The 26,602-nt window shown below is 70.9% G+C and carries 23 protein-coding genes; 11 read left to right on the forward strand and 12 right to left on the reverse strand.

The features are described from left to right. Nucleotides 1-46 precede the first annotated feature (46 nt). The 4 genes from ACFWQC_RS20820 to ACFWQC_RS20835 all read left to right on the forward strand — a co-directional run bounded on the left by ACFWQC_RS20820 (nucleotide 47) and on the right by ACFWQC_RS20835 (nucleotide 3,330). Nucleotides 47-877, forward strand: a complete 831-nt coding sequence (locus tag ACFWQC_RS20820; protein WP_378682252.1) for a maleylpyruvate isomerase family mycothiol-dependent enzyme — start codon at nucleotides 47-49, stop codon at nucleotides 875-877. A gap of 10 nt (nucleotides 878-887) precedes the next feature. Further along, nucleotides 888-1,442 carry a TIGR00730 family Rossman fold protein gene (locus tag ACFWQC_RS20825; protein WP_378682255.1) on the forward strand — a complete coding sequence of 185 codons (555 nt, stop codon included), beginning with the start codon at nucleotides 888-890 and terminating at the stop codon, nucleotides 1,440-1,442. 69 nt (nucleotides 1,443-1,511) lie between these two features. Then, nucleotides 1,512-2,510 (forward strand): ATP-binding cassette domain-containing protein, encoded by a 999-nt coding sequence (locus ACFWQC_RS20830; RefSeq protein WP_378682257.1) that lies wholly within the window; start codon nucleotides 1,512-1,514, stop codon nucleotides 2,508-2,510. Nucleotide 2,511: 1 nt separating this feature from the next. Beyond that, nucleotides 2,512-3,330: an ABC transporter permease gene (locus ACFWQC_RS20835; RefSeq protein ID WP_378682260.1), complete on the forward strand. Its 819-nt coding sequence runs from the start codon at nucleotides 2,512-2,514 to the stop codon at nucleotides 3,328-3,330. A gap of 1 nt (nucleotide 3,331) precedes the next feature. Here the strand turns inward: ACFWQC_RS20835 and ACFWQC_RS20840 are convergent, their stop codons facing one another. Next, on the reverse strand, nucleotides 3,332-6,319 hold the full coding sequence (locus tag ACFWQC_RS20840) for an ATP-binding protein (RefSeq protein WP_378682263.1): 2,988 nt from the start codon (nucleotides 6,317-6,319) through the stop codon (nucleotides 3,332-3,334). Nucleotides 6,320-6,512: 193 nt separating this feature from the next. Here ACFWQC_RS20840 and ACFWQC_RS20845 point away from each other — a divergent pair, with 193 nt between their 5' ends. Both ACFWQC_RS20845 and ACFWQC_RS20850 read left to right on the forward strand, forming a co-directional pair. Further along, on the forward strand, nucleotides 6,513-7,544 hold the full coding sequence (locus ACFWQC_RS20845) for a threonine aldolase family protein (protein ID WP_378682265.1): 1,032 nt from the start codon (nucleotides 6,513-6,515) through the stop codon (nucleotides 7,542-7,544). Between the two features lie 61 nt (nucleotides 7,545-7,605). Then, on the forward strand, nucleotides 7,606-9,816 hold the full coding sequence (locus ACFWQC_RS20850) for an acyltransferase family protein (protein ID WP_378682268.1): 2,211 nt from the start codon (nucleotides 7,606-7,608) through the stop codon (nucleotides 9,814-9,816). Between the two features lie 76 nt (nucleotides 9,817-9,892). On the opposite strand, the gene pheT is transcribed toward ACFWQC_RS20850, so the two are convergent. After that, complete coding sequence (gene pheT, locus ACFWQC_RS20855; RefSeq protein WP_378682271.1) at nucleotides 9,893-12,382, reverse strand: phenylalanine--tRNA ligase subunit beta; 2,490 nt, start codon at nucleotides 12,380-12,382, stop codon at nucleotides 9,893-9,895. Then, nucleotides 12,379-13,500, reverse strand: a complete 1,122-nt coding sequence (gene pheS, locus ACFWQC_RS20860; RefSeq protein ID WP_378682274.1) for a phenylalanine--tRNA ligase subunit alpha — start codon at nucleotides 13,498-13,500, stop codon at nucleotides 12,379-12,381. Before pheS ends, pheT begins: the two co-directional genes overlap by 4 nt. A 119-nt stretch (nucleotides 13,501-13,619) precedes the next feature. Between pheS and ACFWQC_RS20865 the strand changes: the two genes are divergently transcribed. From ACFWQC_RS20865 to ACFWQC_RS20875, 3 genes are read left to right on the forward strand one after another with little or no spacing between them, the layout of a single operon-like run. Beyond that, nucleotides 13,620-14,417 carry an ABC transporter ATP-binding protein gene (locus ACFWQC_RS20865; RefSeq protein WP_378682276.1) on the forward strand — a complete coding sequence of 266 codons (798 nt, stop codon included), beginning with the start codon at nucleotides 13,620-13,622 and terminating at the stop codon, nucleotides 14,415-14,417. Between the two features lie 27 nt (nucleotides 14,418-14,444). Then, on the forward strand, nucleotides 14,445-15,458 hold the full coding sequence (locus ACFWQC_RS20870) for an iron-siderophore ABC transporter substrate-binding protein (RefSeq protein WP_378682279.1): 1,014 nt from the start codon (nucleotides 14,445-14,447) through the stop codon (nucleotides 15,456-15,458). Then, on the forward strand, nucleotides 15,455-17,554 hold the full coding sequence (locus ACFWQC_RS20875; protein WP_378682282.1) for an iron ABC transporter permease: 2,100 nt from the start codon (nucleotides 15,455-15,457) through the stop codon (nucleotides 17,552-17,554). The genes ACFWQC_RS20870 and ACFWQC_RS20875 overlap by 4 nt, the downstream gene beginning before the upstream one ends. Before the next feature lie 4 nt (nucleotides 17,555-17,558). Here the strand turns inward: ACFWQC_RS20875 and ACFWQC_RS20880 are convergent, their stop codons facing one another. The 9 genes from ACFWQC_RS20880 to ACFWQC_RS20920 form a co-directional block, all read right to left on the reverse strand. Then, nucleotides 17,559-18,602: an ATP-binding protein gene (locus ACFWQC_RS20880; protein ID WP_378682285.1), complete on the reverse strand. Its 1,044-nt coding sequence runs from the start codon at nucleotides 18,600-18,602 to the stop codon at nucleotides 17,559-17,561. A 37-nt stretch (nucleotides 18,603-18,639) separates the two neighbouring features. Beyond that, nucleotides 18,640-19,842 (reverse strand): oxygenase MpaB family protein, encoded by a 1,203-nt coding sequence (locus tag ACFWQC_RS20885; RefSeq protein ID WP_378682288.1) that lies wholly within the window; start codon nucleotides 19,840-19,842, stop codon nucleotides 18,640-18,642. A 68-nt stretch (nucleotides 19,843-19,910) separates the two neighbouring features. Beyond that, nucleotides 19,911-21,098, reverse strand: a complete 1,188-nt coding sequence (locus ACFWQC_RS20890) for an MFS transporter (protein WP_378682291.1) — start codon at nucleotides 21,096-21,098, stop codon at nucleotides 19,911-19,913. Nucleotides 21,099-21,102: 4 nt separating this feature from the next. Further along, the gene (locus tag ACFWQC_RS20895; RefSeq protein WP_378682294.1) at nucleotides 21,103-22,146 is read right to left on the reverse strand and encodes a MerR family transcriptional regulator; all 1,044 of its coding nucleotides are present in this window, start codon (nucleotides 22,144-22,146) and stop codon (nucleotides 21,103-21,105) included. A gap of 169 nt (nucleotides 22,147-22,315) precedes the next feature. Beyond that, complete coding sequence (locus ACFWQC_RS20900) at nucleotides 22,316-23,122, reverse strand: TrmH family RNA methyltransferase (protein ID WP_378682297.1); 807 nt, start codon at nucleotides 23,120-23,122, stop codon at nucleotides 22,316-22,318. An 84-nt stretch (nucleotides 23,123-23,206) separates the two neighbouring features. Continuing rightward, on the reverse strand, nucleotides 23,207-23,590 hold the full coding sequence (gene rplT, locus ACFWQC_RS20905; protein ID WP_355017204.1) for a 50S ribosomal protein L20: 384 nt from the start codon (nucleotides 23,588-23,590) through the stop codon (nucleotides 23,207-23,209). Nucleotides 23,591-23,647: 57 nt separating this feature from the next. Continuing rightward, complete coding sequence (locus ACFWQC_RS20910) at nucleotides 23,648-23,860, reverse strand: 50S ribosomal protein L35 (protein ID WP_008359371.1); 213 nt, start codon at nucleotides 23,858-23,860, stop codon at nucleotides 23,648-23,650. Between the two features lie 75 nt (nucleotides 23,861-23,935). Then, nucleotides 23,936-24,619: a translation initiation factor IF-3 gene (infC, locus tag ACFWQC_RS20915; protein WP_378682365.1), complete on the reverse strand. Its 684-nt coding sequence runs from the start codon at nucleotides 24,617-24,619 to the stop codon at nucleotides 23,936-23,938. A gap of 388 nt (nucleotides 24,620-25,007) precedes the next feature. Next, nucleotides 25,008-25,502 carry an SseB family protein gene (locus ACFWQC_RS20920; RefSeq protein ID WP_378682302.1) on the reverse strand — a complete coding sequence of 165 codons (495 nt, stop codon included), beginning with the start codon at nucleotides 25,500-25,502 and terminating at the stop codon, nucleotides 25,008-25,010. Nucleotides 25,503-25,592: 90 nt separating this feature from the next. On the opposite strand from ACFWQC_RS20920, the gene ACFWQC_RS20925 reads away from it, so the two are divergent. Together ACFWQC_RS20925 and ACFWQC_RS20930 are read left to right on the forward strand one after the other, a co-directional pair. After that, nucleotides 25,593-26,057: a hypothetical protein gene (locus ACFWQC_RS20925; protein ID WP_378682305.1), complete on the forward strand. Its 465-nt coding sequence runs from the start codon at nucleotides 25,593-25,595 to the stop codon at nucleotides 26,055-26,057. A gap of 44 nt (nucleotides 26,058-26,101) precedes the next feature. Further along, nucleotides 26,102-26,602 carry a 4-amino-4-deoxy-L-arabinose transferase gene (locus ACFWQC_RS20930; RefSeq protein ID WP_378682308.1) on the forward strand — a complete coding sequence of 167 codons (501 nt, stop codon included), beginning with the start codon at nucleotides 26,102-26,104 and terminating at the stop codon, nucleotides 26,600-26,602.

A 26,602-nucleotide genomic window follows, 5' to 3' on the forward strand; every position in this document is an offset into this window, starting at 1 on the left:
CAAAACCCGTTCGGAGATTGAGACGTGGGCGCTTAATGTTCGCTCCATGACAACCCGCCTCACCCCCACCGCCTACCTCGACCACATCCGGTCGGAGTCGGCGCGCTTCCGTGCCGTGCTCGCAGACACGGACCCCACCACCCCGGTCCCGACCGCACCGGAGTGGACCGCCGCCGACCTGCTGTGGCACGTCGCCGCCGAGGTCCAGCACTTCTGGACGTACGTCCTGGAGACTCGGCCCGCCGCACCCACCAGCGAGACCTACTCCGAGCCGGAGCGCCCGGAGGACGCGACCTACCAGGACCTGCTCGCCCACTTCGACGAGCTCAACGCCAGGTTCATCAAGACCATGGAGCAGACCGGGCCCGAGGAGCCCACCTGGTCCTGGGCGGCGGACCAGACCGCCGCCTTCACCTACCGCAGGCAGGCCCACGAGATCCTCATCCACCGTCTCGACGCCGAGCTCACCGCCGGCGCCCTGACACCGCTCGACCCGGCCCTGGCCGCCGACGGGATCGACGAGATCCTCGACGTCTTCTATGGCGGCAAGCCCGACTGGGCGAGGTTCACCGGCGGTGGTCAGTACGTACGCGTGGACGCGGTCGACACCGACACCCAGACCTGGGTCGAGCTCGGCCTCGTCTCCGGCACCAGTCCCGACGGCGACAGCCTCGAGGACGAGCCCGACCTCAGCGTCGTCGCTGCCGAGGCGATCCCGTCCGGCACCGAGCCGGCCGTCGTCCTCGCGGGCGCGGCCGCGGACCTGGACGCCTGGCTCTGGCGCCGTCGTGACGACGAAGGCATCACGGTCGCCGGCGACAAGGCCGTCTATGACCGCTTCCGCGCGTTGACGAACCAGCCGATCACGGACGACTAACCTCTGCCGCATGATCAAGCACCTGGCGGTCTTTCTCGGCTCCCGCGACGGCAACGATCCCGCGCTCTCGGAGCGTGCCTACGAGGTCGGCGAGGGCCTCGCGGAGCGCGGGATCGAGCTGGTCTACGGAGCGGGCGGCGGGGGCCTGATGGGCCAGATCTCCCAGGGCGCGATCGACGGAAACGGCAAGGTCTTCGGCGTGATCCCACGGTTCATGGTCGAACGCGAGTGGGGTCGCGTCGAAGGCGCGCCGGGGATGCAGACGGTCGTGGTCGACACCATGCACGAGCGCAAGGCGCTCATGGCCGAGCGCGCCGACGCCTTCCTCGCGCTCCCCGGCGGGATCGGCACCCTCGAGGAGCTCTTCGAGGTCTGGACCTGGCAGACGCTTTCGCTGCACGGCAAGCCGGTCGGCCTGCTCAACGTCAACGGCTTCTGGGACCCGCTCGTGGAGATGATGGAGCGCATCGCCGCGGCGGGCTTCCTGCACGGCTCCCCCGCCGAGTCGCTGGTCGTGGGCGAGGACCTCGACGACGTCCTCGCCCGACTCGACGCCGCCCGCTGAAACCAGATCTGAGAGCTCGTGAAACCACGGTGAAGGCGCCCTGAAACCGGTGCCCCACACCCTGGGAGCATGACAACAACCACCGAACTGGCCGTATCGGCCTCGGGTCTGGTCAAGACCTTCGGAGACTTCACCGCGGTCGACGGGATCGACCTCGAGATCCGCCGCGGAGAGGTCTTCGGCGTGCTCGGCCCCAACGGCGCCGGCAAGACCACGACCCTGAAGATGCTCGCGACGCTGCTCCCGATCGATGCCGGGAAGGCGGAGATCTTCGGGGTGGACGTCAAGGCTCACCCCCACCAGGTGCGTCAGCTCGTCGGCGTGACGGGGCAGTACGCCTCCGTCGACGAGAACCTCACCGCCACCGAGAACCTGGTCCTCTTCGGCCGCCTGCTGGGCATGTCCGGCAGGTCCGCCCGGGCCGCCTCGGAGGAGCTGCTGGAGTCCTTCGGGCTCCAGGAGGCCGCCAAGCGGCAGATCTCGAAGTTCTCCGGCGGCATGCGCCGCCGCCTCGACCTCGCCGCCTCGCTCCTGTCCCGCCCGCCGCTCATCTTCCTCGACGAGCCCACCACCGGGCTGGACCCACGCACCCGGGGCCAGATGTGGGACACCATCCGTACGCTGGTGGCCGGCGGCTCCACCGTCCTGCTCACCACGCAGTACCTCGACGAGGCCGACCAGCTCGCCGACCGGATCGCGGTCATCGACCGCGGCGTCAAGGTCGCCGAAGGCACCTCGGAGCAGCTCAAGACCTCCGTCGGCAGCTCCACGCTGCACCTGCGCCTGAGCGACAAGACCCAGGTCGCCACCGCCGCCGCCGTGGTCGAGAAGGTCACCGGCGATCATCCCGTGCTCACTCCCGAGGCGGGCGGCGTCAACGTACCGCTGGCAGATGCCGACCGCGCCGCCGATGTGCTCATCGGCCTTCGCCACGCGGGCATCTCGATCACCACCGCCAACGTGCAGCAGCCGACCCTGGACGAGGTCTTCCTCGCCCTGACCGGTCACGGCACCGACAGCTCCCGAGACCCAGCGCACACCGACATCCACACCGAGGAGGTGGCCTGAGATGGCTGCACTGATCTCCACGTACGCCGTCGCCGACCGCCCGCTCAAGGCCCGCCCGGGCCTGGGCGAGACGATCGGCCAGACGCTGACCATGGCCCGCCGGGCGTACATCAAGATGATGCGCAACCCCGAGCAGTTCTTCGACGTGACGATCCAGCCGCTGCTGTTCACCGCGATGTTCGCCTACATCTTCGGTGGTGCGATCTCCGGTGACGTGAAGTCGTACCTGCCGACCATCATCACCGGCATCCTGGCCCAGACCGCGCTGACCGCCTCGATGGCGCGGGGCACCCAGCTGCGAGAGGACATGGACAAGGGTGTCTTCGACCGCTTCAAGGCGCTCCCGATCGCCCGGATCGCGCCGCTGGCCGGTCCGGCGGTCGCCGACCTGCTCCGCTACGGGATCGCGGCGACGCTGACCATCGTGGTCGGCCTGCTGATGGGTTACCGGCCCGGTGGCGGCGTGCCCGGGGTGGTCGCCGGCTGGGCGCTGACCATCTTCGCCGGCTGGTCGCTGAGCTGGATCTTCACCTGGCTCGGCACGGTCCTGAAGACCGCGGGCGGGGTGCAGGGCCTGGGCATGATGATCATGTTCCCGCTGACCTTCCTCTCCCCCGCGTTCGTGCCGAAGGAGACGATGCCCGACTGGCTGCAGCACTTCGTCGACGTCAACCCGGTCACGCTGGTCATCAACGCCACCCGCGACCTGATGAATGCCGGCGACGTCACCCTGAGCGTCGTGTGGGCGCTCGTCGGCTGCGCCGCGGTAGTCGCGATCTTCGCGCCGCTCTCGGTGTGGAGCTACAGCAAGAAGCTCTGAGTCAGCGCAAGCGCGCGATGACGCCGCGGGCCTCGTCCAGCAGGGCGAGCCCGCGGCGCTCGCCGTACTCCTCGCAGACCCTTTCCAGTACGCCCGGCGCGAGCCGGGTCGCGTCGGCGACCGCACGCTCCCAGCGCATGTCCAGGAACGAGCGGGAGTAGCCGAACCGGTCGGCCAGCACGACCAGCCGCACCGACTCCTCGCGCGGCAGCGCGTCCCGCAGCAGGCCCCACAGCCCGAGCGCGAGCAGCACCATCCCGGTGACCGGATAGTCCTGAGCCCGGCGTTCCTCGGAGACCAGGCGCGGCGCCTTGCCCATCAGGGCCTCGAAGAGGTCAGAGCCCTCCGCGCCCTCACCGTGCCGGGCGCAGGCGACCACGGTGACCGCCTCGGCCGCCACGCGCCACGGCACCAGATCGGGGTCGTCGGTGAACCCCGGGAACGGCATCTCGCCCATCGTCTCCACCACCTCGCGGAACAGCGCGAGCCCCTCGCCGACACGTCCTTGGGCGAGGAGGAGCTGCGCCCGGGCGCCGTGGACGGCGCCCCGGGAGCCGAAGCCACCGTGCGGCTGCTCGTCGGCGAGCTGGGCGAGGATCTCGGCGGCCTCGTCGAGGCGGCCCTGCTCGACGGCGTACGTCACCAAGATGGCGTTGGTCTGGACGAGGTCGTCGTCGGCACCGAGGCGGCGCAGGACCGGGACGGCCTCGCGGGCGTGCTCCGCGGCCTCGCCGAGGCGGCCGAGCTGTGCGTAGAGGCCGCTGAGCTGCGCGTGCAGCATCGCCTGCGGCCAGAGGCCGCCGTCGGTGCCGGTCAGGCGCAGCGCCTCCCTCCCCGCGGCGACGGCACCCTCGGGGTCGCCGAGGTTCTCCCGCTCGTGGCTGAGGAAGGTGTAGGCCCGAGCGCGTACCTCCCGATCGGGGTCGGCGACCAGGTCGGTCAGCTCGTCCTCCAGCCGCCGCCCGGCTCCGGTGCCGGCTCCGTCGCCAGCGACGCTGCCGGCCATCGCCTGCATGACCTTCAGCATCACCCTGAGCTGTGGATCCGCGGCCTCGGCGCCGACACGATCGAGGATCGCCATCAGCCGATCGAGACCGGAGCCGCCGGTCACGGCGGCGCCGAAGAGCAGCAGGGCCAGGACGAGGCGGGTCTTCTCCAGCAGTTCGAGCGGCGGCTCCCACTCGGCGAGCAGATCGGCTACCGGTCCGGCCAGCATGATCACCCGCTGGTGCTCGCCCGCGATGGTCCAGAAGACACCCATCGCGCAGAAGAGACGGATCACCGACTCGGCCTCATCGTCGGCCAGGACCTGGCGCAGGATGTCGGCGAGGTTGCTCTCCTCGGCGCGCAGCTCGTCCATGGCGTCGAACTGCTGCGGGGAGTAGATCCGGCCGGCGCTCGCGTCGGCGTAGTCCCGCGCCCACGCGCGCTGCGCCGCCCGGGCCGCGGCGTCCTCGCCGGCATCGATCAGCTGCATCCGGCCGAACTCGCGGACGGTCTCGAGCATCCGGTAGCGGAAGCCCGGCGCTGCGTCGACGACGGTCAGCAGCGACTGGTCGACGAGCTCCTCGATCGCGGCGAACGTGTCGGCGCCGAGCATCGCCTCGGCCGCCGCGAGGGTGAACCCGTCGTGGAAGACCGAGAGCCAGCGCATCGCCTTCCGGTCGCGCTCGGAGAGGAGGTTCCAGGACCAGTCGATGACCGCGACCAGGGTTTGGTGGCGGTCAGGGGCGCTGCGGTCGCCACCGCGCAGCAGCTCGAACCGGTTCTCCAGCCGCCGTGCGATGTCGTCGACCGACATCGCGCGCACCTTCACGGCGGCCAGCTCGATCGCCAGCGGCAGGCCGTCGAGCCGGGTGACGATCTCGTCGACCCGGCCCTCGTCGAGGTGGACCCCGGGCCGCGCGGCGACCGCACGGCGCCGGAACAGCTCGCTGCCGTCGTACGCCCCCAGGCGGCCGAGCGGGTAGACCCGCTCCGCGCCGATGGCGAGCGGGCTCCGGGAGGTGATCAGCACGGTCAGATCGCGCACCGTCGCGACCAGGAAGGCGACCAGGTCGGCGACGGCGGCCACGATGTGCTCGCAGTTGTCGAGCACGAGCAGGGTCGGCACGCCGTCGAGCTGCTGCGCGATCCGCGACCGCACGTCGGCCCGCTGATCGGGAGTGAGCCGGTCGCGGTGGGCGACCGAGTCGCGTACGCCGAGAGCCGAGCCGACCTCGCTGACCAGGTCCTCGGGAGCGGTCACGCCGACCAGCTCGACGAAGTGGACCACCGGCTGCTCGGCGCCGTGGGCCATGACCTGGGCCAGGCTGGTCTTCCCGAGTCCGCCGGGCCCGAGGATCGTGACGACCCGCGAGCTCTTCAGCAGGGCGGAGACCTCGGCGGCGTCCTGCTCGCGGCCGATCAGCACGTCGGCGTCGTGACGCAGCCCCGAGCGCACCGGGCGGTCGCGCGCGAGCAGCTCGGCATGGACGGCCCGCAGCCGCGGGCTCGGGTCGACCCCGAGTCTGTCGGCCAGCCCGGTCCGGTACGCCTCGAAGCGCTCCAGCGCCGCAGGCACACCGTGCACCGCGGCGACCGCCCTCAGCACCGCCTCGGTGACCTCCTCGTCGGGATCGATCCGGACGAGCCGTTCGAGGAACGGGAGCGCCTCGGCGTACCTCTTCTCCGCGGCCAGCCTCAGTGCCTCCGGACGCAGCGACCAGGCGTCGACATCGCCGGCCTGGAGGGTGAGGCGGTAGCCCCGCGGCGTACGTTCGATGGTGCCGGACTCGGTCGCCGTCCGGGCCCGGGAGACCACCACCTGGAGCGCCTTCGAGGGGTTGGCCGGGACGTCGTCACGCCCCCAGACCCCCTCGACCAGAGCACCCTCCGAGGCACCTCGCGGACCGGCCTCGACCAGGGCGCGCAGCAGCGCCCGGGTCCGCTCGCCGGCCACCGGCGCACCCGCCCAGGTGACCTCGTCCAGCACACTCAGCGTCGTCACAGCCGCCATTCTGTCATAGCGATATATCGCGTACGTACGGGATAGATCCCAGCCTCTCGTCGACGCGCCACCCCATGTAACACGTCGTTCGTAGGTCTGTTCGCCCCATTAGATAGGGCGAGTAGTCCTACGAACAACGTGTTACCCCGCGTCCCGCTGACCGAGCCGACCAGGCGGTCGCCAGAATGGGTCCGTGACCGTCGAACTGCGCTCTGACAACGCCGCCTCCGTCTCCCCCGCGATCCTGGAGGCGATGGCCGCCGTCAACTCCGGCTCCGCGCTCGCCTATGGAGGTGACGAGGTCACCGCCGCGCTCGAGGCTCGTGTCCGCGAGGTCTTCGAGCACCCGACGGCGCGCGTCTTCCCGGTGCTGAGCGGTACCGCCGCCAACGCGCTCTCGCTCTCCGCGCTGACCCCGCCCTGGGGCTCGGTGGTCTGCCACGAGACCGCGCACATCCTGAGCAGCGAGGGCGGCGCCACGTCCTACCTCAGCGGCGGCGCGGTGATGACGGGCCTCGCCGGCGAGGGCTACAAGATGGCGCCGGAGGCCCTGCAGGCCCACCTGGACGGCGTACGTTGGGGCGACCCGCACCACTCCCAGCCGACCGTCCTCTCGCTGACCTCACCGTCCGACCACGGCACGGTCTACTCCGTCGCCGAGATCTCCGAGCTCACCGGGATCGCCAAGACCCGCGACCTGCGGGTGCACCTGGACGGCGCCCGGTTCGCGAACGCCGTCGTGGCCACCGGCGCCGCGCCGGCGGACCTCACCTGGCGGGCGGGCGTCGACGTACTCTCCCTGGGAGCCACCAAGAACGGCGCCCTCTCGGCCGAGGCGATCGTCTGCTTCAGCGACGCTCCCGCCGACGAGCTCGTCTACCGCACCAAGCGCAGCGGCCACGTCACCTCGAAGATGCGCTACCAGTCGGCCCAGCTGCTGGCCTACCTCACCGACGACCTCTGGCTCGACAACGCCCGCAACGCCAACGAGCGGATGGCCGAGCTCGCTGCCGGCCTGCGGAAGGCAGGCGTACGCATCACCAACTCCGTCGACGCCAACCTCGCCTGGGTGGATCTCCCCGAGGAGACGGCCGACCGCCTGGAGGCGGCCGGGGTGCTCTTCTACCGGCTCGGCGGCCAGGTCCGGTTCGTGACGTCGTGGCAGACCACGAGCGAGGACGTCCGCACCGTCCTGAGCCACCTCGAGGTGGGCAGCGCGGGCTGAGACATGGCCTACGGGCCACATCTGGGAATCCAGGGGGTGAACTCGGTAACCTCACCCGCCTATGTCTCACGACCTCCAGGTCCCCCACCTCACCCCCAGCACGACCGTTTCGAACGAGCCTGCCTCCGCGCCGGCGAAACGGCTACGTGGCGACGTTCAGGGGCTACGCGCCGTCGCCATCCTCACTGTCCTAGCCGCCCACGCGGGAGTCTCCTGGTTCGCCGGCGGGTTCGTCGGCGTCGACGTCTTCTTCGTCATCTCGGGCTTCCTGATCACCCAGCAGCTCGTCGGAGAGCTCGGCCGCACGGGCCGGATATCGCTGAGACGCTTCTACGCGCGCCGGGCCCGGCGCATCCTCCCGGCCGCCACCCTCACCCTCGCGGCGACCGTGGTCGCCGCGGTGGTGCTCCTGGGTCCGGCGCAGGTCGCCCCGCTCGCCGTCGATGCGGTCTGGGCCTCGGCGTTCGCCGCCAACATCCGGATGGCCATCGCCGGGACGGACTACTTCCAGGCCGAGCTGCCGCCCTCTCCGGTCCAGCACTTCTGGTCGCTGGCGGTCGAGGAGCAGTTCTACCTGGTCTGGCCGCTCGTCGCGCTGATCTGCATCGTCCTGGCGAGCAGGATCGGCGCCTCCCGAAGCGGCGGCGAGCGTGACGTCCAGCAGGGTTCGGCACGGGCTCGCCGGTTCCTCCTCGCCGCGATCGCGCTGATCACCCTCGCCAGCTTCGCCTGGTCGCTCGTGCACACGCCCGGGGAGGCCACCGCGGCGTACTTCTCCTCGCTCACCCGCGCCTGGGAGCTCGGGATCGGCGCTGCGCTGGCGATCCTGGTCACCAGCGGCCGGGTGATGCAGCGTCTCGGCGGCGCGCCCCTGGCCCGTGAGGTCCTCGTCCTAGGCGGCCTGGCCGCCATCGTCCTCGCCTGCCTGGCCTACGACGAGTCAACCCCGTTCCCCGGCTATCACGCCGCGCTCCCGGTGCTCGGCTCCGCGGCCGTCATCCTCGCCGGCGCCCTTCCCGCGGGCGAGACGACGATCGGTGCCCGGCTGCTGTCGGTGGCGCCGATGCGGGCGATCGGCGACTGGTCCTTCTCGCTCTACCTGTGGCACTGGCCGCTCCTGGTGCTGCCCGAGATCGTCCTCCAGCGTGAGCTCACCTGGCCCGAGCGCGGCCTGGCGGTCGCGGGCGCGTTCGTGCTGGCGTACGCCTCCTTCCGGCTCGTCGAGGCGCCGTTCCGTGAGGGCGCGCTGTGGCGGCCGACCCGGCGCGCGCTGACCTTCTACCCGGTCAGCATCGCGCTCGTGGCGGCCATCGCGTTCGGTGGCACCGTCTACGCCGACTACGAGGCCACCCGCGGCGGCTTCCAGCCGGCGATCACCTTGGCCGACGCACCCGCGGCCGATCCGTCGCTGGACGAGCAGGAGGCCCTGGTGCGCGCCTCGGTGCTCGCGGCGCGCGAGGACACTCCGGTCCCGACCGAGCTGCGTCCGGCGCTCACCGAGCTCGACTCCCTCAAGCCGAGCCGGACCAGGTGCGACTACACCGACGACTCCGAGCGCGACCTGTGCGTCGACGGCGACCCCGACGGGGAGAAGACGATGGTGGTCTTCGGGAACTCCCACGCCCTGCACTGGGTCCCGACGCTGAACGACATCGCGAAGAAGCACGGCTTCCGGACCTACTTCCTGGTCAAGAACCGCTGCGTCTCGGCCTCGATCACCACCGACCGCGGCGGCGAGAAGGACCCCTACACCGAGTGCGACGACTTCAACCGCTGGGCCTTCAAGCAGTACCGCCTCCTCGACCCCGACCTGACCGTCGTCTCCACCGCTCCGCCGATCCAGGGCGTCTTCGACGAGGACGGCGACTGGGTCGGTGAGAGCCGCAAGATCGACGAGCTCATGCATCCGGCCTACGCCGACTTCCTGCGCCGCGTGGACAAGCACACGAAGCGTACGGTGCTGATCCGCGACATCCAGGGCTTCGACGCCAACGCCGGCACCTGCCTCTCCCGGCCGGGCGCCACCCTGGGTGACTGCCTGATGGGCGCGGTCGAGTCGCGGGAGCGGTCGATCGATGTGCAGGTGCGGGCGGCCGAGGAGGTCGGCGTCGACGTCGCCGACATGAGCTCCTACTTCTGCTGGGACGGGTCCTGCCCCGCCGTCGTCGGCGACACCATCACCCACTACGACGGCACCCACATGTCGCGCCAGTACGCACCCCAGCTCGCCGAGCCCCTCGCCCGCGAGCTGGGCATCCGCGGGCGAGGATAACGGCCGTACACAGCCGGGGAGGGCCGCTCGCATCGCGAGCGACCCTCCCCGTTCTGGTCAGATCCTGGTCAGATCCTCAGCGCTGGACGGCTCCGGTGAGCTCGGCGGCTCTCGCGACCGCCGCGTCGCGTGCGGCCGCGGTCTCCTCGGCCTTCAGGGTGCGGTCGGGAGCGCGGAAGCGCAGCGCGAAGGCGAGCGACTTCTTGCCCTCGCCGACCTGGTCGCCCTCGTAGACGTCGAAGAGCCGCACTGTCTCCAGCAGCTCGCCGGCACCCTCACGCAGCGCCGCCTCGACGGCGGCAACGGTGACGTCGACCGACACGGTGAGCGCGACGTCCTCCTTCGCGATCGGCATGGTCGAGAAGACCGGGCCTACGGCGGTGGCGGGCACCTTCGAGATCAGGAAGTCGAGGTCGATCTCGACCGCTGCCGAGCGGGCCGGCAGCCCGAACCCCTTGCACACGTTGGGGTGCAGCTCGCCGGCGTGGCCGAACTCGACACCGTCGATGGAGACGACAGCGCAGCGACCCGGGTGCCACGGCGCCCTGGAGGCCGAGGCGACCTCGACCGGGACTCCGAGCTCGGTGCCCAGGCGGCGTACGACGTCGATGGCGTCGGCCCACGATGCCGTCTCGGCGGCGCCCCACCAGCCGCCCCGCGTACGCTCCCCGGCGAGCACGACGGCGAGATGCAGCGGCTGGCGCGGGATGGCGGCGAGCAGCTTCTCGAGCTCCTCCTCGGTCGGGCGCCGGTCGACGCCGTAGATCGGCGCGGCCTGGTCGACCGGGAAGGCGACGGTCGCGGTCTCGAAGAGGGAGACCCCGTCCTGACCTCGGGAGACGTTGCGGGCAGCCACCTTCAGCAACCCGGGAAGCAGGGTCGTGGTGTAGCCCGGCTCCTCGCTGCTGAGCGGGTTGGCCAGCTTGACGGTGTGCCGCAGCACGTCGTCGGCGGGCAGCCCGAGGCGATCGAAGTCGGCCTCGCCCACGAACGGGAAGTCGACGACCTCGACCAGCCCGGCGCCGGCCAGGGCACGCCCGATCCGGCGGCGCAGCTGCTGCGCGCGGGTCAGACCACCACCGGTCGCCCGGCGCGGCAGCACCGAGGGTACCTTGTCGTAGCCGACGATGCGGGCGACCTCCTCGACGAGGTCGTAGGGGTCGGTGAGGTCGACCCGGTAGCTCGGGATGGTCGCGCGCAGCGAGTCACCTGACACGGCGACCCGTGCCCCGATCAGCTCGAGCGACTTCACCACCGTCGCCTCGTCGATGTCGAGCCCGATGATCCGGGCCGGCAGGTCGACCGGGATCGTGATCGTCCGGAACGGCTCGCGCGTCTCGAGGGAGGCACCCGGCCCGACCTCGGAGACACCGACGGCCTGGCCGCCACCGTGCTCGACGAGCAGCTCGACGACCCGCTGGGCCGCGGCGGGCGGCAGCAGCGGGTCGACGCCGCGTTCGAAGCGCTTGGACGCCTCCGAGGGGAGCTTGTGCCGCTTCTGGGAGCGGAAGACGGTGGTCGGGTCGAAGTGCGCGGCCTCGACGACGATGTCCGTGGTCGACTCCGAGATCTCGGTGGACGCGCCGCCCATGACACCGGCGATGCCGATCGGACCGGAGTCGTCGGTGATCAGCAGGTCCTCCTCGGAGAGCACCCGGACCACGTCGTCGAGCGTGGTGATCTTCTCACCCTCGCTCGCCCGCCGCACCACGATGTCGCCGGACAGCTTGGCCCGGTCGTAGCAGTGCGTCGGCTGGCCGAGCTCCATCATCACGTAGTTGGAGACGTCGACGGCCAGCGAGATCGAGCGTACGCCGGTGGCCTCGAGGCGCTTCTTGATGAACTCCGGCGTCGGCGCGGCCGGGTCGAACCCGGTGATCACGCGGGTGACGAAGTAGTCGCAGCCGTCGTCCTCGAGCCGGACCGGGTAGCCCGACCCGTCAGCGACGGGGTAGTCGACCTGCGCCGGGTCGTGGAAGGCTACGTCGAAGCCCAAAGCGGCATCCCGCGCGATGCCGCGCATCGACAGGGCGTAGGCACGGTCCGGGTTGATCTCGAACTCGATGATCTCCTCGCCGAGCCCGAGCACCTCACGCGCGTCGGTCCCGGGCGCGGGAGCGTCGGCGGGCAGCACGATGATGCCGTCGGCCTCCTCCCCCAGCCCGAGCTCGCGCGCGGAACAGATCATTCCGGCCGACATGTGGCCGTACGTCTTGCGCGCCGAGATCTCGAAGTTCCCCGGAAGCACGCCACCGGGCAGGATCACCACGACCTTGTCGCCCGGCTTGAAGTTGTGCGCGCCGCAGACGATTCCCTGCGGCTCTCCGGTGCCGTTGGCGTCACCGACGTCGACGGTGCACCAGTTGATCGTCTTGCCGTTCTTCTGCGGCTCGGGCTCCTGGGTGAGCACCTGGCCCACCACGAGCGGGCCCTCGATGCCGGCACCGGAGGTCTCGATCGCCTCCAGCTTGAGGCCGAGCATGGTCAGCCGGTCGGTGATCTCCTCGATGCCGAGCTCGGCGGGCAGGTCGACGTACTCCTTGATCCAGGAGAGGGGGGCCTTCACAGTTCACTCCCGAATGCAGTAGTAAGCCGGACGTCACCCTCGAAGAGGGTGCGCAGGTCGGACAGGCCGGTGCGGAACATCAGGGTGCGGTCGATGCCCATGCCGAACGCGAAGCCGGTGTACTTCTCCGGGTCGACACCGCACGCGACCAGGACGCGCGGGTTCACGATCCCGCAGCCGCCCCACTCGATCCAGCCCTCGCCCTTGCAGGTGCGGCAGGTGACGAGCTGACCGTCTCCGGCGTCGACGACCTGCGCGCCACGGCAGACGAAGCAGGTCAGGTCGACCTCCGCCGAGGGCTCGGTGAAGGGGAAGTACGACGGCCGGAACCGGGTCACGATGCCCTCGCCGAACATCTGCGTGGCGAAGTGGTCCAGGGTGCCCTTCAGGTTGGCCATCGAGATGCCCTCGTCGATGGCGAGGCCCTCGACCTGGTGGAACATCGGCGAGTGGGTCGCGTCGTACTCGTCGGTGCGGAAGACGCGTCCCGGGCAGACCACGTAGATCGGCGCCTCGCGGGTCAGCATGGTGCGCGCCTGGACCGGGCTGGTGTGGGTCCGGAGAACGACGTGGTTCTCGGCCGGCTCGGTCCAGAAGGTGTCCTGCATGGTGCGTGCCGGGTGGTCCGGGCCCAGGTTGAGGGCGTCGAAGTTGAGCCACTCCGCCTCGATGAGCGGGCCCTCGGCGACCTCCCAGCCCATCGCCACGAAGATGTCGGCGATGTACTCGGCGCCGGTGGTGAGCGGGTGCCGCCCACCAGCGGGGAGCCGGTCGGTCGGGAGCGTCACGTCGACGGTCTCCTCGACCAGCATCCGCGCCTCGTGCTCGGCCTCGAGCACCTTCTGTCGCGCCTCGAGCGCCTGGTTGACCGCGCCGCGCGCCTTGCCGACGCGCTGGCCGGCGTCCTTGCGCGCCGCCGGCGGCAGCGCGCCGATCTCACGGTTGGCCAAGGCCAGCGGCGAACGGTCGCCGGCGTGGTCGAGCCGTGCCTGCTTGAGCTCCTCGAGACTGGTCGCGGCGTCGATGGCCTTGAGCGCGGCGGCGCGCGCGGCCTCGACCTCCTCAGCCTTCAAGGGGGTGACCTCTACCGGGTCATAGTCGGTGTTGGGACCGGACATCACTGGCTTTCGTCGCATCGAGTGTGTGAGCGACAGTCTAGGAATCTCCCAGCCCCTCGCGCGAACCGGTAACCGGTCCCCCTCTACAACCCGGAGGATAGTTAGGCTAGCCTCACCTCATGCCCCCCGCCCTTTCTGGTCATGACCTCGTGCTCGGCTATGCCCGCACCACCGTGGTCCATGGCGTCTCGATCGGTCTCGAGTCGGGTCGGGTGACCGCGCTCATCGGGCCGAACGGCTCGGGCAAGTCGACCGTGCTGCGGTCCCTGGCCCGGCTGCACCGGGTGACCTCCGGGTCGGTCCAGCTCGAGGGTGCCGACAGCGCACCGCTGAACGCCCGCGCGTTCGCACGCAAGGTCACGCTGCTCTCCCAATCCCGTCCGCACCCCTCCGGCCTCACCGTTCGCGACGTCGTCGGATTCGGGCGCCACCCCCACCGCCGGCGGTTCGCCGCCCTGACCGAGGAGGACCTGGAGGGCATCGACCGGGCCATGGAGCTCACCGGGACCGCCACGATGGCGGACCGGGCGGTCGACCAGCTCTCCGGTGGCGAGCTGCAGCGCGTCTGGCTGGCCAGCTGCCTGGCTCAGGACACCGGCGTACTGCTCCTCGACGAGCCCACCAACCATCTCGACCTGCGCTACCAGGTCGAGATCCTTGACCTGGTCCGCGATCTCGCGGACCACCACGGGACGGCCATCGGCGTCGTCCTGCACGACCTGAACCAGACCGCCGCTGTGGCGGACCAGGTCGTACTGCTGCACCACGGCGATGTGCACGCCGCCGGCGAACCCGCTGACGTGCTCACCGCCGAACACCTCTCCGAGGTGTACGGGCTCCCGATCGAGGTGACCTCCGATCTGGAGACCGGGCGCGTCCGGGTCGAGCCACGCGGCAGGCATCACGCCCGGCTCTGACGCCGGCGGACACGAAGAGGAAAGACGATGTTTCGACGTACGACCACTGCTGCCCTGACAGCGGCCGGCGCCCTGATGCTGGCCGCCTGCGGACAGACGACGACCGCTGCCGAGTCCGGTGAGCCCGAGAAGAAGGCCTCCGCCGGCTGCGAGGGCGTCGCGACCTCCAGCGGCCCGGTCAGCCTCACCGACTCCTTCGGCAACAAGGTCGAGCTCGACAAGCCTGCCGAGCGGGTCGCGGTCCTGGAGTGGCAGCAGACCGAGGACCTGCTCAGCCTGTGCGTGGACCCGGTGGCGGTCGCCGACGGCAAGGGCTTCCGCACCTGGGACACCGCCGAGGAGCTCCCCGAGAGCGCCACCGAGGTCGGCACCCGGGGCGAGCCGAACCTGGAGACGCTGTTCGGCACCAACCCCGACCTGATCGTCGTCGAGGCCTACACCGCCGAGGACGAGATCCTCGAGCAGCTCGCCAAGTACGACGTCCCCGTCCTCGCCACCGAGGGCGCCGACGCGAAGGACCCGGTCGCCAACATGGTGACCACCTTCGAGATGATCGCCGAGGCGACCGGCCGCGAGGAGCAGGCCGAGAAGATCGTCGGCGAGTTCGAGGACAAGCTCGCCGCCTCCAAGAAGGCGGTCGAGGAGGCCGACGCCGCGGGCACCGAGTTCGTCTACTTCGACGGCTGGATCGACGGCGCCAACGTGGCGATCCGCCCGTTCGGCCAGGGCTCGCTGATCGGTGAGCTCGGCGAGGAGCTCGGGCTGAAGAACGCCTGGACGGGCGAGGTCGACCCTGCGTACGGCCTCGGGCAGACCGACATCGAGGGCATGACCACCCTCGGCGACGCCACCTTCTTCCACACCGGCACCGTCGACCCCGCCGGCGACATCAACGCCGAGCTGGCCAAGAACAAGGTCTGGAAGTCGATCCCCGCCGTCAGCGAGGGCCGTACCCACGCATTCCCCGAGGGCATCTGGACCTTCGGTGGGCCCCGCTCGGCCGAGCAGGTTCTGGACGCGTACGTCGACCTGCTCAAGTGACCGATGCCCTCAAGGCCCCGCGAGCGGGTGCCGGAGGCGCCTCTGTCGTCCTCCTGTGCCTGCTCGCCGGGCTGCTGCTGACCGCCTCCTGGCACCTCACCCAGGGCACCTCGGGTGTAGGGCCCACCGACTTCCTCGACGCGCTCCTCGGGCGTGAGCAGTCCCACGGCGCGACCGCGTCGACGATGGAGATCATCACCGGGTCGCGGATCCCCCGCCTCGCGGCGGGCATCGCGGTCGGCTTCGCCCTCGGCGTCGCCGGGGCGCTCCTGCAGTCGCTCGCGCGCAACGCGATGGCTGCCCCCGACACCCTGGCGGTGACCGGCGGCGCGTACTTCGCGGTGACCCTGGTCGCCGCGTTCGGGCTGTCGGTCCCGCTGTGGGCCTCCGGCATCACGGCCTTCCTCGGCGGCCTCGTGGCCGCCGGGATCGTGCTCGCGCTCGCAGGTGGCGCGGGCACGTCGACGACACGGCTGATCCTGGCCGGCTCGGCGGTGGCGCTCGCGCTGCAGGCCGCTACCTCGACGCTGCTCATCCTCTACTCCGAGGAGACCACGAGCCTGTTCGCCTGGGGCAGCGGATCGCTGAGCCAGCTCGGGCTGCAGGCGTTCTGGCAGGTGGCACCGGTGGTCGTGGTGGCGACCGTCTGCGGCCTGCTGCTCGCCCGCCGGCTCGACCTGCTCTCGGCCGGCGACGACGCCGCCTCGGTCCTCGGCGTACCCGTCCGTTCGACGCGGGCGATCGGGACCGTGCTCGCGGTGCTGCTCACCTCGGCAGCGGTGACGCTGGCGGGGCCGATCGGCTTCGTCGGGCTCTGCGCCCCGGTCCTGGTACGCCTTCTCGGCCGGCTCGTCCCGGCGCTGAACCGGCACGCCGTCCTGATCCCGGCCGCCGGTCTGGTGGGTGCCCTCGTCGTGGTCGTGGCGGACGTCCTCGTCCGGGCGGTGCTCGGTGCGGACGAGGCCATGTCCGTGCCCACCGGAGTGACGACGACGATCGCCGGTGCGGTCGTGATGGTGCTCCTCGCCCGTGGCGGGCGTGACTCCGGGCCCACCCGCCGTCCACCCGGCGCCACCGTCACCATCCGCAGCAGGCTGCGGTTCCTGGTGGTGCTCGTCCTGCTGCTCTCGCTGACCGTCGGGGCCACCGTCGTCGGCCTGCTGGCCGGCCATCAGTGGCTCTACACCGGCGACATCGTCGCCTGGATCCAGGGCGAGGGCATCCCGCTGGTCCAGTTCGCTCTCGACGAGCGTGCGCCCCGGGTCGCCGCAGCCGTCCTCGCCGGTGGGGCCCTCGCGCTCGCCGGCACCTTCGTCCAGGCCACCTGCCGCAACCCGCTGGCCGAGCCCGGGATCCTGGGCATCACCGGCGGCGCCGGCGTGGGCGCGGTCATCGTGGTCACCGGCCTCTCCTCGGGCTGGAGCGGCGGCAGCTCGGCGGCAGCGTCGACGTCCACCATGCTCGTGGCCGCGACGGTCGGGGCGCTGGTCGCCTTCGGGCTGGTCTACAGCCTGGCCTGGCGGCACGGCATCGACACCGACCGGCTGGTGCTCATCGGCATCGGTGTCTGGTACGGGTCGGTCTCGCTCAGCACCTTCCTGCTGGTGCGCTCCAACCCGTGGGACACACCGCGGATCTACACCTGGCTCTCGGGCTCGACCTACGGTCGCAGCTGGGAGCAGGTCGTCCCGGTCGCGGTGGCGTTGGCCGTCGCGGTTCCGATCGCCTTCGTGGTGCGTCGCGAGCTCGACCTGCTCACGCTGGACGACGACACGCCACGGCTGGTCGGGGTCTCCTCGGAGCGCGTGCGCCTGCTGATCCTGCTGACCGCCGCGGTGCTCACCGCGATGGCGGTCTCCGCCGTCGGTGTCGTCGGCTTCGTCGGCCTGGTCGCGCCGCACATCGCCCGCGCTCTCGTCGGCGGGCGCAGCGCGCGGGTGGTTCCGGTCGCCATCCTGGTCGGGGCGTTGCTCCTCGTCGTCGCCGACGCCATCGGCCGCACCGCGATCAGCCCCGCCCAGATACCCGCGGGTCTCGTCGTGGCGCTCATCGGCGCGCCGTACTTCATCTTCCTGCTGGCCCGCTCGAGGCCGTAGGAACTCACGCCGACGGCGGATTCCGGGGCCAGGCGACCTCGATGCGAGCCCCGCCGCCGTCGGCATCGGCGATCATGACCGAGCCGCTGTGGGCCCGGGCGAGGCCGCCCACGATGTAGAGGCCCAAGCCCGAGCCGCCGCGGGCGCCGTGCTTCCAGAACTTCGTGAACACCCGCTGGCGCAGCTCGGCGGGGATGCCCTCGCCACGGTCCTCGACGACCAGCAGGACCTGGTCGGGGTCGTCCGGCCGAACACCCAGGCTCACGGTGACGACACCGTCCCCGTGGCGTACGGCGTTCTCGACGAGGTTGGTGACGACCTGGGTGAACTTGTCCGGGTCGGCGTGGATCTCGAGCTCGTCCTCACCTGCCGAGATGTCGAGCTCGATCGGCCTGGACGTCGCCGAGCGCACCGACTCGACCACCCGGGTGACCAGCACCGTCGCGTCGCTGGGGCGCGGGTAGAGCTGGAGCCGGCCGGTGTCGATCCGGGCCACGTCGAGGAGCTCCGCGATCAGCCTGGAGAGCCGGTCCGAGTCGGACGCGACGGTCTTGAGCATCAGCTTCTTCTGATCGTCGTTGAGCCGGTCCCAGCGGTTCAGGAGCGCCTGGACGAACCCTTTGACCCCGGTCAGGGGCGAGCGCAGCTCATGGGCGACGGTGGCGACCAGGTCGGACCGCTCCCGGTCCAGGCGCTTGCGGCCTCGACCCGAGCGCAGCGAGATCGAGACCTGGTCGACGTCGGCGCCCAGGGACGGGCGCCGGATCGTCGAGACGACCAGCACCTCGGTGCCGTCGGGCAGCAGCCAGGCCTGCTCCGGGGTGCCGGTGACGGTCCGCAGGGTGTCGTAGGGCCGGTTGGCCTCGGCCCAGGTCTGCCCTTCGGTGTTGCTCAGCGTGAGTACGTCACCCAGCGGCTTCCCCAGGCTCTCGACCGGGTCGACGCCGAGCATTCGCCCGGCCAGGGCGGAGACCAGGACGACCGCGCCGCCCGCGTCGGCGACGACGACGCCGTCGGGCAGGGCATCGGCGAGTTCTCTGGCGTCCACGCCGACACCCTAGACCGAGGAGACCGACGCCGGGCCGCTACTCCGGACGATTGCTCAGCGGGAGCGTGATCGGCGCCGGATCGCCGGGCGAGAAGTAGATCTTGATGAAGGTGTGCACGGCCTCCGGGAGCAGGTTGGAGACGAGCGGGATGTCGGGGACGGTGCTCTGGTAGGACCGGACCAGCAGCGGCACCGTGCTCGCCCAGACGGGGGCGAGCACAGGGTCCTTGTCGAAGGCGATCATGTCGGCGTACGCATCCCCGATCACGTAGCGGCCCAGCGACTCCAGCTCGTGGCGCAGCAGCGGGTTGCCCTCGCCGATCACCGCGTCGAGCAGCGCCTGGGCGAGCTCGACTCCCTCCTGGGTGCCGCCCGTCGCCGGCCCCATCACCTGGTCGTACTGCGCGTACGCGGCGGCCCAGTCCTTCGGCAGATACTGCTCCTGCACGCCGAGGAGGTGGAGGTCGACGTTCCAGGCGTGCAGGAAGGCGTCGGCGAGCTCCTTGCTCGGCGCGATCTTCCACTCGGTGAACTTCCTCATCACCCAGGTGCCGAGGCTGTGGAAGGTGACCAGGATGTCGGCCTGGCTGATCGGGATCTCCTGGCCGGCGCCGACGCCTCGCCAGTGGGGGGACTGCGGCAGCAGGTGGCGTACGGCGGCGTGGACCATCCGGGTCTTGACCGAGTCGACCATCAGCCGGCCGGACGCGGTCCAGCCCTGGGCATCCATCACGTCGTAGCCGAGCACGGTCGTCTTGGCGATCCGGTCGCGCATGTTCGCGCCGCCGTAGGAGTAGTAGACCGACCATGCCTCGCGCTTGATGGCACAGCTGATCAGACCGCTGCCGAGGGTGTAGAGGAGCGCGAGGAAGAAGCCGTACCTCTCCTCGTTGAACGTGCCGGCCAACTGCAGCTTTCCCTGGTCGGCCCAGGTCGGGAGCCTGCGCGCCTCCTCGATGAAGTCGGCCAGATATCCCGGCAGCCCGTCGGGAACCGGCTGGTCGTTGGTGGTCCAGCGCTTCAGGATCTCGTTGACCTCCGCGACCTTGTCGGTGCCCTCGCCGTAGAGACGCTCGATGACCGGGTCCGCGCGGACGTCCCAGACGTACTCGGGATCGAGTCCCTCGCCCGTGCCCGCGATCGACGCGCTCGGCGACCACGTCCACAGCGGGAAGGTCGCGCCCGCGGCCGCCGCCGCGCCGCCCGAGGCCAACAGTCGTCGTCTGCTCACGTTCGTCATGCCGTGCTCCTTCGCATCGCCCTGAGAGAACCCCGCATCCCGAGTGAAACAGATTTACCTTTCGTGTATCAGACCCTCTGGGGTATCGGGCGCGGCAGCCTGGCGACCCGGGCGGCGGCCGGGACGGTGGCCAGGAGCAGTGCGGCGATGACGGCAAGAGCCAGCCGTACGTCGACCCCGGCCGCCACACCCAGCAGTGGTGTCGCGAGCAGGACCGGGCCCGTCTGGGCCAGCTGGGTCAGGCTCGAGAACCGGGCGAGCATCTCGGGCGGGGTGCGGGCGACGTAGGCCGGGAGGAGGTAGCTGGTCAGCATGGTGGTGCCGACGCCGACGAGGCCGACCGCGAGGATCCCCGCCCAGATCTCCGTACGCAACCCCAGCAGGACCACCCCGCCGGCCGCGAGTGCCGGGCCGGCGACCGCGACCGGTGCGCGCGGCGCGCCCCAGCGGGCGACGGCGAGGGTCATCACCAGTCCCCCGGCGACCCAGGCGCCGGAGACGAGACCGGTCTCGGCGGCCGTCCAGCCGCGTTCGCGGCCGGCGAGCGGCAGGGCGAGCATGACCAGCGGGAGCACCGTCGCGGCGAGGCCCGTGATGGCGACCAGGACCGGGACGACCCCTGGCGTGCGCACCGCCGTCCGCGCACCATCGGCCAGGCTGTGCCAGACCGAGCCCTGGGCGGGCTCGGGGGCCGGCTCGTGCGGTGGCCGGACCAGGAGGAGCGCGACGAGCACGACGGCGTACGTGGCCGCGTCCAGGCCGGCGGTCAGCGGCAGGCCACCGTGACCGATCAGGAAGCCGCCGGCCGCGGGACCCGCGGCCCGGGCGATCTGGTGGGCCGAGCCGACCAGGGCCATCCGTCGATCCAGGTCATCCGCACCGAACAGCCGCGGGAAGACTCCTTCAGCGGGCCGCCGCAGGGCCTGGATGGTGCCCGAGAGGGCGCCGACCGCGACCAGCATCCACAGTCCCGCGCCACCGATCGCGCCGACCGCGAACGCGGCCATGATCAGCACCATCGCGGCATCGCAGGCGGCCATCGTCCGCCGGATCCCGATCCGGTCGGCCAGCACTCCCCCGGCGAGCACCAGCACGGCCAGCGGGATGGCCTCGATCGTCAGCACCAGGCTGGCCGCGTCGGCACCGAAACCCGCCGCCGCCCAGCCGATCGCGAAGAAGGTCACCGAGTCGCCGAAGACCGATGCGGTCGACGCTGCCAGCCAGGGGCGGAAACCCCGACTCTGGGCCACTCCCACGGACTCAGCCTTCGGAGTTGTGCCGCACCGGCATGACCAGCGCGGTGAACCCAGGCTGGTAGGGCGAGGTCACCACCACCGGCCGGTCCGGCGCGGTCACCGCCAGCTGGATCTCTTCGCCCAGACACGCTGCCAGGGCGCGGCCGAACAGGGCCGTGCCCAGTCGGAGCCGGCTCGGAGGGCCGGTCACCACGCCACGTACGTCGCTCTGCTCGGCGGTGTGCGGCGAGCGGAGCCGCGTCTGATCGTCGAGGAAGAGGTCGACCTCGGCGTAGGCGGCCGCGTCGAGACCCGCGAGCAGGTCGGCCTTGGCGAGCACCGCGCAGGTGACGGGCGGCTCCAGACCGGCCAGCACGAGTCGGTGCGCCGGGTAGGTGGTGTCCCGGCCCAGGTCCTGCCCGGCGAGGGTGAGGGTGCCGTCGGCGATGCGCAGCTCGGCGGTGGTGATCGCATCCAGCCGGTCGGCCAGCGCGGCCGCGTCGGGCAGGGACAGGACCGCCCGGCCACCGTCCCCCTCGGCCGCCGCCGGCAGCTCCCGCACCGCCATCCAGTAGCGGTTGGTCGCCACCACGTCCACGCCGGTGCTCCCGACGTCGATGAGGACAGAAGCGAGCTCGGAGGCCGGATCGGACTCGGCCGCGTGCCGCACCTGCCGGATCGCCGCGGCCAGCACGGGACCGGGCAGCTCGACGAGCGCCGGCCTGGCGGCAGGCCCGGCATCGACGGCGGCCAGCACGCCACGTACGGCCTCCTCGGCCCGCGCCGTGCGTGCGCTCTGGTCCTCGAGGAACTCCGCCAGCGCTGCCCTGGCCTCACCTGCCGGCGAGTCGAGCACCACCCGCATCGTCTCGATCGGCACCCCGGCCTCGCGCATACCCACGATCAGCCGGGCCCGGTCAGCGAGCTCGGGTGTGTAGTAGCGGTAGCCCGTCCCGGAGTCCACCTCCGCCGGCACCAATAGCCCACACTCGTCGTAGTGCCGCAATGCGCTCGCGGTCAGGCCAACGGCTCTGGCGAACGCCCCGATCGTCAACAGTGGCTCATCCATCCCGCAACCATCGTCCTTCAGGTGAGACGAAGGTCAAGCCCCCGCCGAGGCGTCACATAAGTCGGCCGAGGCGTCACATACGTCGGCCGAGGCGTCACCGCGATGCCCACTCGGTCGACGCGAGTGACGCCTCGGCCAGCAACGTCCACCGAGTTACCTCGGTCAGCATTCACCCGCGCTGCGCCCGCGCCGAGGCGTAGAGGCAGAGGGCGGCGGCGGTGGAGAGGTTGAGCGACTCGGCCCTGCCGAAGATCGGGATGCTCACGATCTCGTCGGCCTCGGCTGCGAGCTCGGGCGGGAGGCCCCAGGCCTCGTTGCCCATCAGCCAGGCGGTGGGCCGGGCCAGGAGCGCGTCGGCGTTGAAGAGGTCGGCGGTGCCGTGCATGTCGGCGGCCAGGACCGTAAGGCCGGCAGCCTTGGCTGCCTGGACCGCGACCAGCGGGTCACGCTCGATCGCGGCCGGGAGGTGGAAGGCGGAGCCAACCGAGGCCCGGATCGTCTTGGGGTTGTAGAGGTCGACCGAGTCGCCGGCCAGGATCACCCCGGACGCGCCAGCCGCGTCGGCACAGCGGATGACGGTGCCGGCATTGCCGGGATCGCGTACGTCGGCACAGATCACCACGAGCGGACCCGCGATGTCGGTGAGGGGCACGTCGAGGAACCGGCACAGTGCCACCACCCCGGCGGGAGTGACCGAGTCGGAGAGGCCGGCCATCGCTCGGTCCTCGACGAGGGTGACCGGTTGGTCGCCCAGCACCGAGGCGTACGTCTCGGCTCCGGCTTCGGTCGCGAAGATCTCCTGCACGCAACTCACCCCAGAATCCAGCACAGTGCCGAGCGCCCCCTCGACGGCTTTCGGACCGTCGGCCAGGAAGACTCGCCGCTCCGTGCGAACCGCGCGTCGCGCGAGCTTGCGGATCTCCTTGAGGCGGGAGTTCCCCGCGGACAGCTTCACGTTCTCCCCCGACTCATTCACTGACGAAGACTCCCACGTCACAACAGAGAACGACGCCCCCAGCCCGGCACAGCGGCCGGTGGGGGCGTCGTTTCAAACGCAAGCTCAGGCGTTCGCCGGGGCGTTGACGTCCTCCGGCAGCGCAGCCTTGGCCTGGGCGACGATCGCGTTGAACGCGGCGACGTCGTTGACGGCGAGCTCGGCGAGGATCTTGCGGTCGACCTCGATGCCGGCCAGGTTGAGACCCTGGATGAAGCGGTTGTAGGTCATGCCCTCGGCACGCGCCGCGGCGTTGATCCGCTGGATCCACAGCTTGCGGAAGTTGCCCTTGTTCTTGCGGCGGTCGTTGTAGGCGTAGACGAGCGAGTGGGTGACCTGCTCCTTCGCCTTGCGGTAGAGGCGCGAGCGCTGGCCACGGTAACCCTGGGCCCGCTCGAGGGTGGTGCGACGCTTCTTCGCAGCGTTCACTGCGCGCTTGACGCGTGCCATTTCAGTGCTCCTTGAATGCTAGGGAAAGTTCGGGGTGCTCTGCTGTCCGAGCAGGGCTCAGCGACCGAGCAGCTTCTTCGCACGCTTCACGTCGGCGGGGGCGAGCTCCACCAGACCAGCGTTGCGACGGTGCTTCTTGCGCGAGCCGGTCGTCGGCGCGGAGGCGAACGCAGCGCCGGACTTACGGCCGGCCTGCAGGCGCTGGATCTTCCCGGAACCGGTCACCTTGAAGCGCTTCTTGGAACCGGAGTGGGTCTTGTTCTTCGGCATGTTCTTCTCTCTCTCGTCGTCCGGCCGGTCACGGGGCGCCGCGGCGGCGGAAGTCTCTTGCTGGGCCCGGGGGGCTCAGACGTCGATGTCGGGGTCGAGGTTCTCCGAGCGGCGCTTGACCTTCGGGGTGGAGACCGGACGCGCGGCGTTCGCGGCCGTACGCTCCGCCTTCTCGGCGGCCTCGTCGGCGGCGCGCTCGGCCGCCTTCTCCTCCTTGGCCTCCTTGGCCTCGACCTTGGCGTCGGCCTTCTTCTTGTGCGGGCCGAGCACCATGATCATGTTGCGGCCGTCCTGCTTCGGCGAGGACTCGACGAAGCCCAGCTCCGCGACGTCGTCGGCCAGCTGCTGCAGCAGGCGGAAGCCGAGCTCGGGACGGTGCTGCTCACGACCGCGGAACATGATCGTGATCTTCACCTTGTCCCCAGCGTTGAGGAACCGCACGACATGACCCTTCTTGGTCTCGTAGTCGTGCTTGTCGATCTTCGGACGAAGCTTCATCTCCTTGATGATCACGTTCGTCTGGTTTCGACGGGCTTCACGGGCCTTCTGGGCGTTCTCGTACTTGAACTTCCCGTAGTCCATGAGCTTGCAGACCGGCGGCTTACCCTGCGGGGCGATCTCGACCAGGTCGAGGTCGGCCTCCTGGGCCAGGCGCAGCGCGTCAGGGGTCGGCACGATGCCGACCGTCTCTCCGTTGGGACCGACGAGGCGGACCTCGGGAACCCGGATCCGGTCGTTGATACGAAGCTCAGTGCTGATGTGTCCTCCAGTTGTTGTGGCTTGCGGAGGCTCTGGATCTCGGCTTCCGGGCCGCGTGCACGAGCGGTCCGGAAATCGAAAAAGGCTTCCGCTGGATTGTCACAAGCGGAAGCCAGTCAAGACGCTCACCCGCAAACGGGCTCGCACCACCGAAACCATTGACCCCTAGAGTTTCCGGGGCACTGTCTTCGGGACCGGACCCGACGACCTGTGTTGCTGGGCGGTCGATGCGGGTGGGAGAACGCTGTCGTGATCTCCGCTTGCTGGATCAAACCGACGGCGTACGTCGGCTGATCGGTCAACACGGGACACTACTGCAACATTCCCTGCCGTGCCCAATCCTGGGCAAGCACAGCCTGGTCGAGCACAGCCTGGTCGTGCACAGCCTTCAGGGCCGCACCCAGGCCGTCCGCGGCCCGACGGTCGCCAGCTGCCAGCCCTCGGCCACCTTCCGCAGGTCCTCGCCCTCGATCGCGAACGGGACCGGGCCGGCGAGATCGAGCACCAGCGCGTCGGCACCGTCGTGGACGGCGGCCTGGGCCGCGTCCCGCAGGGAGACCGGAACCGGGCGGGCGTCCGCCTGCCACGCCTGCAGCGGCGCGGTGCCGGTGAACCCGAGCAGCGCCTGCCGCCCGTCGGCACCGGTGAGCAGCACGGTCGCCATGTCGGAGGTCTTGTCGTGGGCCAAGCCAGCCTCGTCGACCTCGACCTCGCCCAGCACCGCGACGACCGGGACGAGTACCCGGGCAGCGGCCAGGGTAATGAGCACATCGGCGTGCGTGGCCTGGCCCACGGCGTACGACCTCATCACGGTCGCGACCTCAGGGCTGGTCTCACCGGTGTCGCCGGGAAATGCCGTGCCGAGGAGTCGTTTGTCGTTCATCGCCTCCCCATTCAACAACAGCGCAACATCAGGGCAGATATCGGGGACAGTCCGGGTGTCAGACGACCACGACAGTGGAAGACTGCAGGTATGGACCAAGGCGCCTACCTCGCACTAGCCGCCGCGCTCACCGTTCTGGGCGCGATCTGGACCTGGGTCGCCTTCCGACGGCGCGGCCTCGGAGCCGGCGTGAAGGCCGCTGGGTGGACGCTGCTCGCCCCGGCGGCCTACCTCACCGGCCTGCTCCGCGCCGGCGGCCGGATCGTCGACGCGATCGCCGACTGGGCCGCGCGCCTGGTCTTCAGCCCGACCGTCTGGATCGGGTTCGGCATCGCCGCGCTCGCCATCGTGCTGATCTTCGTCTCCCGCCTCCTGCCCACCAAGGAGAAGCCAAGTCGGGCGGCTCGCAAGGCCGCTGCCGGTGCCACGCCCGCCGGCGCGGCAGGCCCGGCCTCGGTCGCGGCTCCGAGGACGGCCAAGGGCCCGGTGGTCGACGACGATGACGAGGACATGGCCGACGTGAACGACATCTTGAAGAAGTACGGCATCTCCTGACCCCGACCGACTCCCCCGCTGCCGCCGATCTCCTCACGATCGCGATGAGCCGCCCGGCCACTCTCGGCCCGGGCCGGCTGATCTGCGTCGACGGCCCCGCCGGGTCGGGAAAGACGACGCTGGCCGGCGCCCTGGCGGAGATGACCCAGGCACCGGTGATCCACATGGATGACCTGTACGCCGGCTGGGACGGCCTCGCAGACGGGATCGCCCAGCTCGAGACCGTCCTGCTCCCGCTCGTCGAGGGAGCCCCCGGCTCCTACCGCCGCTACGACTGGCACCGGGGCGCCTACGCCGAGACGGTCATGGTCCCGCCGTGCCCGCTGCTCGTGGTCGAGGGCGTCGGCAGCGGCGCCGCCGCGTACGACGGCTTCCGCACCGCCCTCGCCTGGGTCGACGCCCCCGTGGAGGAGCGCCGGCGACGCGGTATCGACCGCGACGGCGAGACCTTCGCACCCCACTGGGACGGCTGGGCAGCGGTCGAGACCGAGCACTTCGCCCGCGACCTGACGGCCGCCCGCGCCGACATCATCGTGACGACCTGA

The organism is Nocardioides sp. NPDC058538, assembly GCF_042719275.1.
Taxonomy (GTDB): Bacteria; Actinomycetota; Actinomycetes; order Propionibacteriales; family Nocardioidaceae; genus Nocardioides.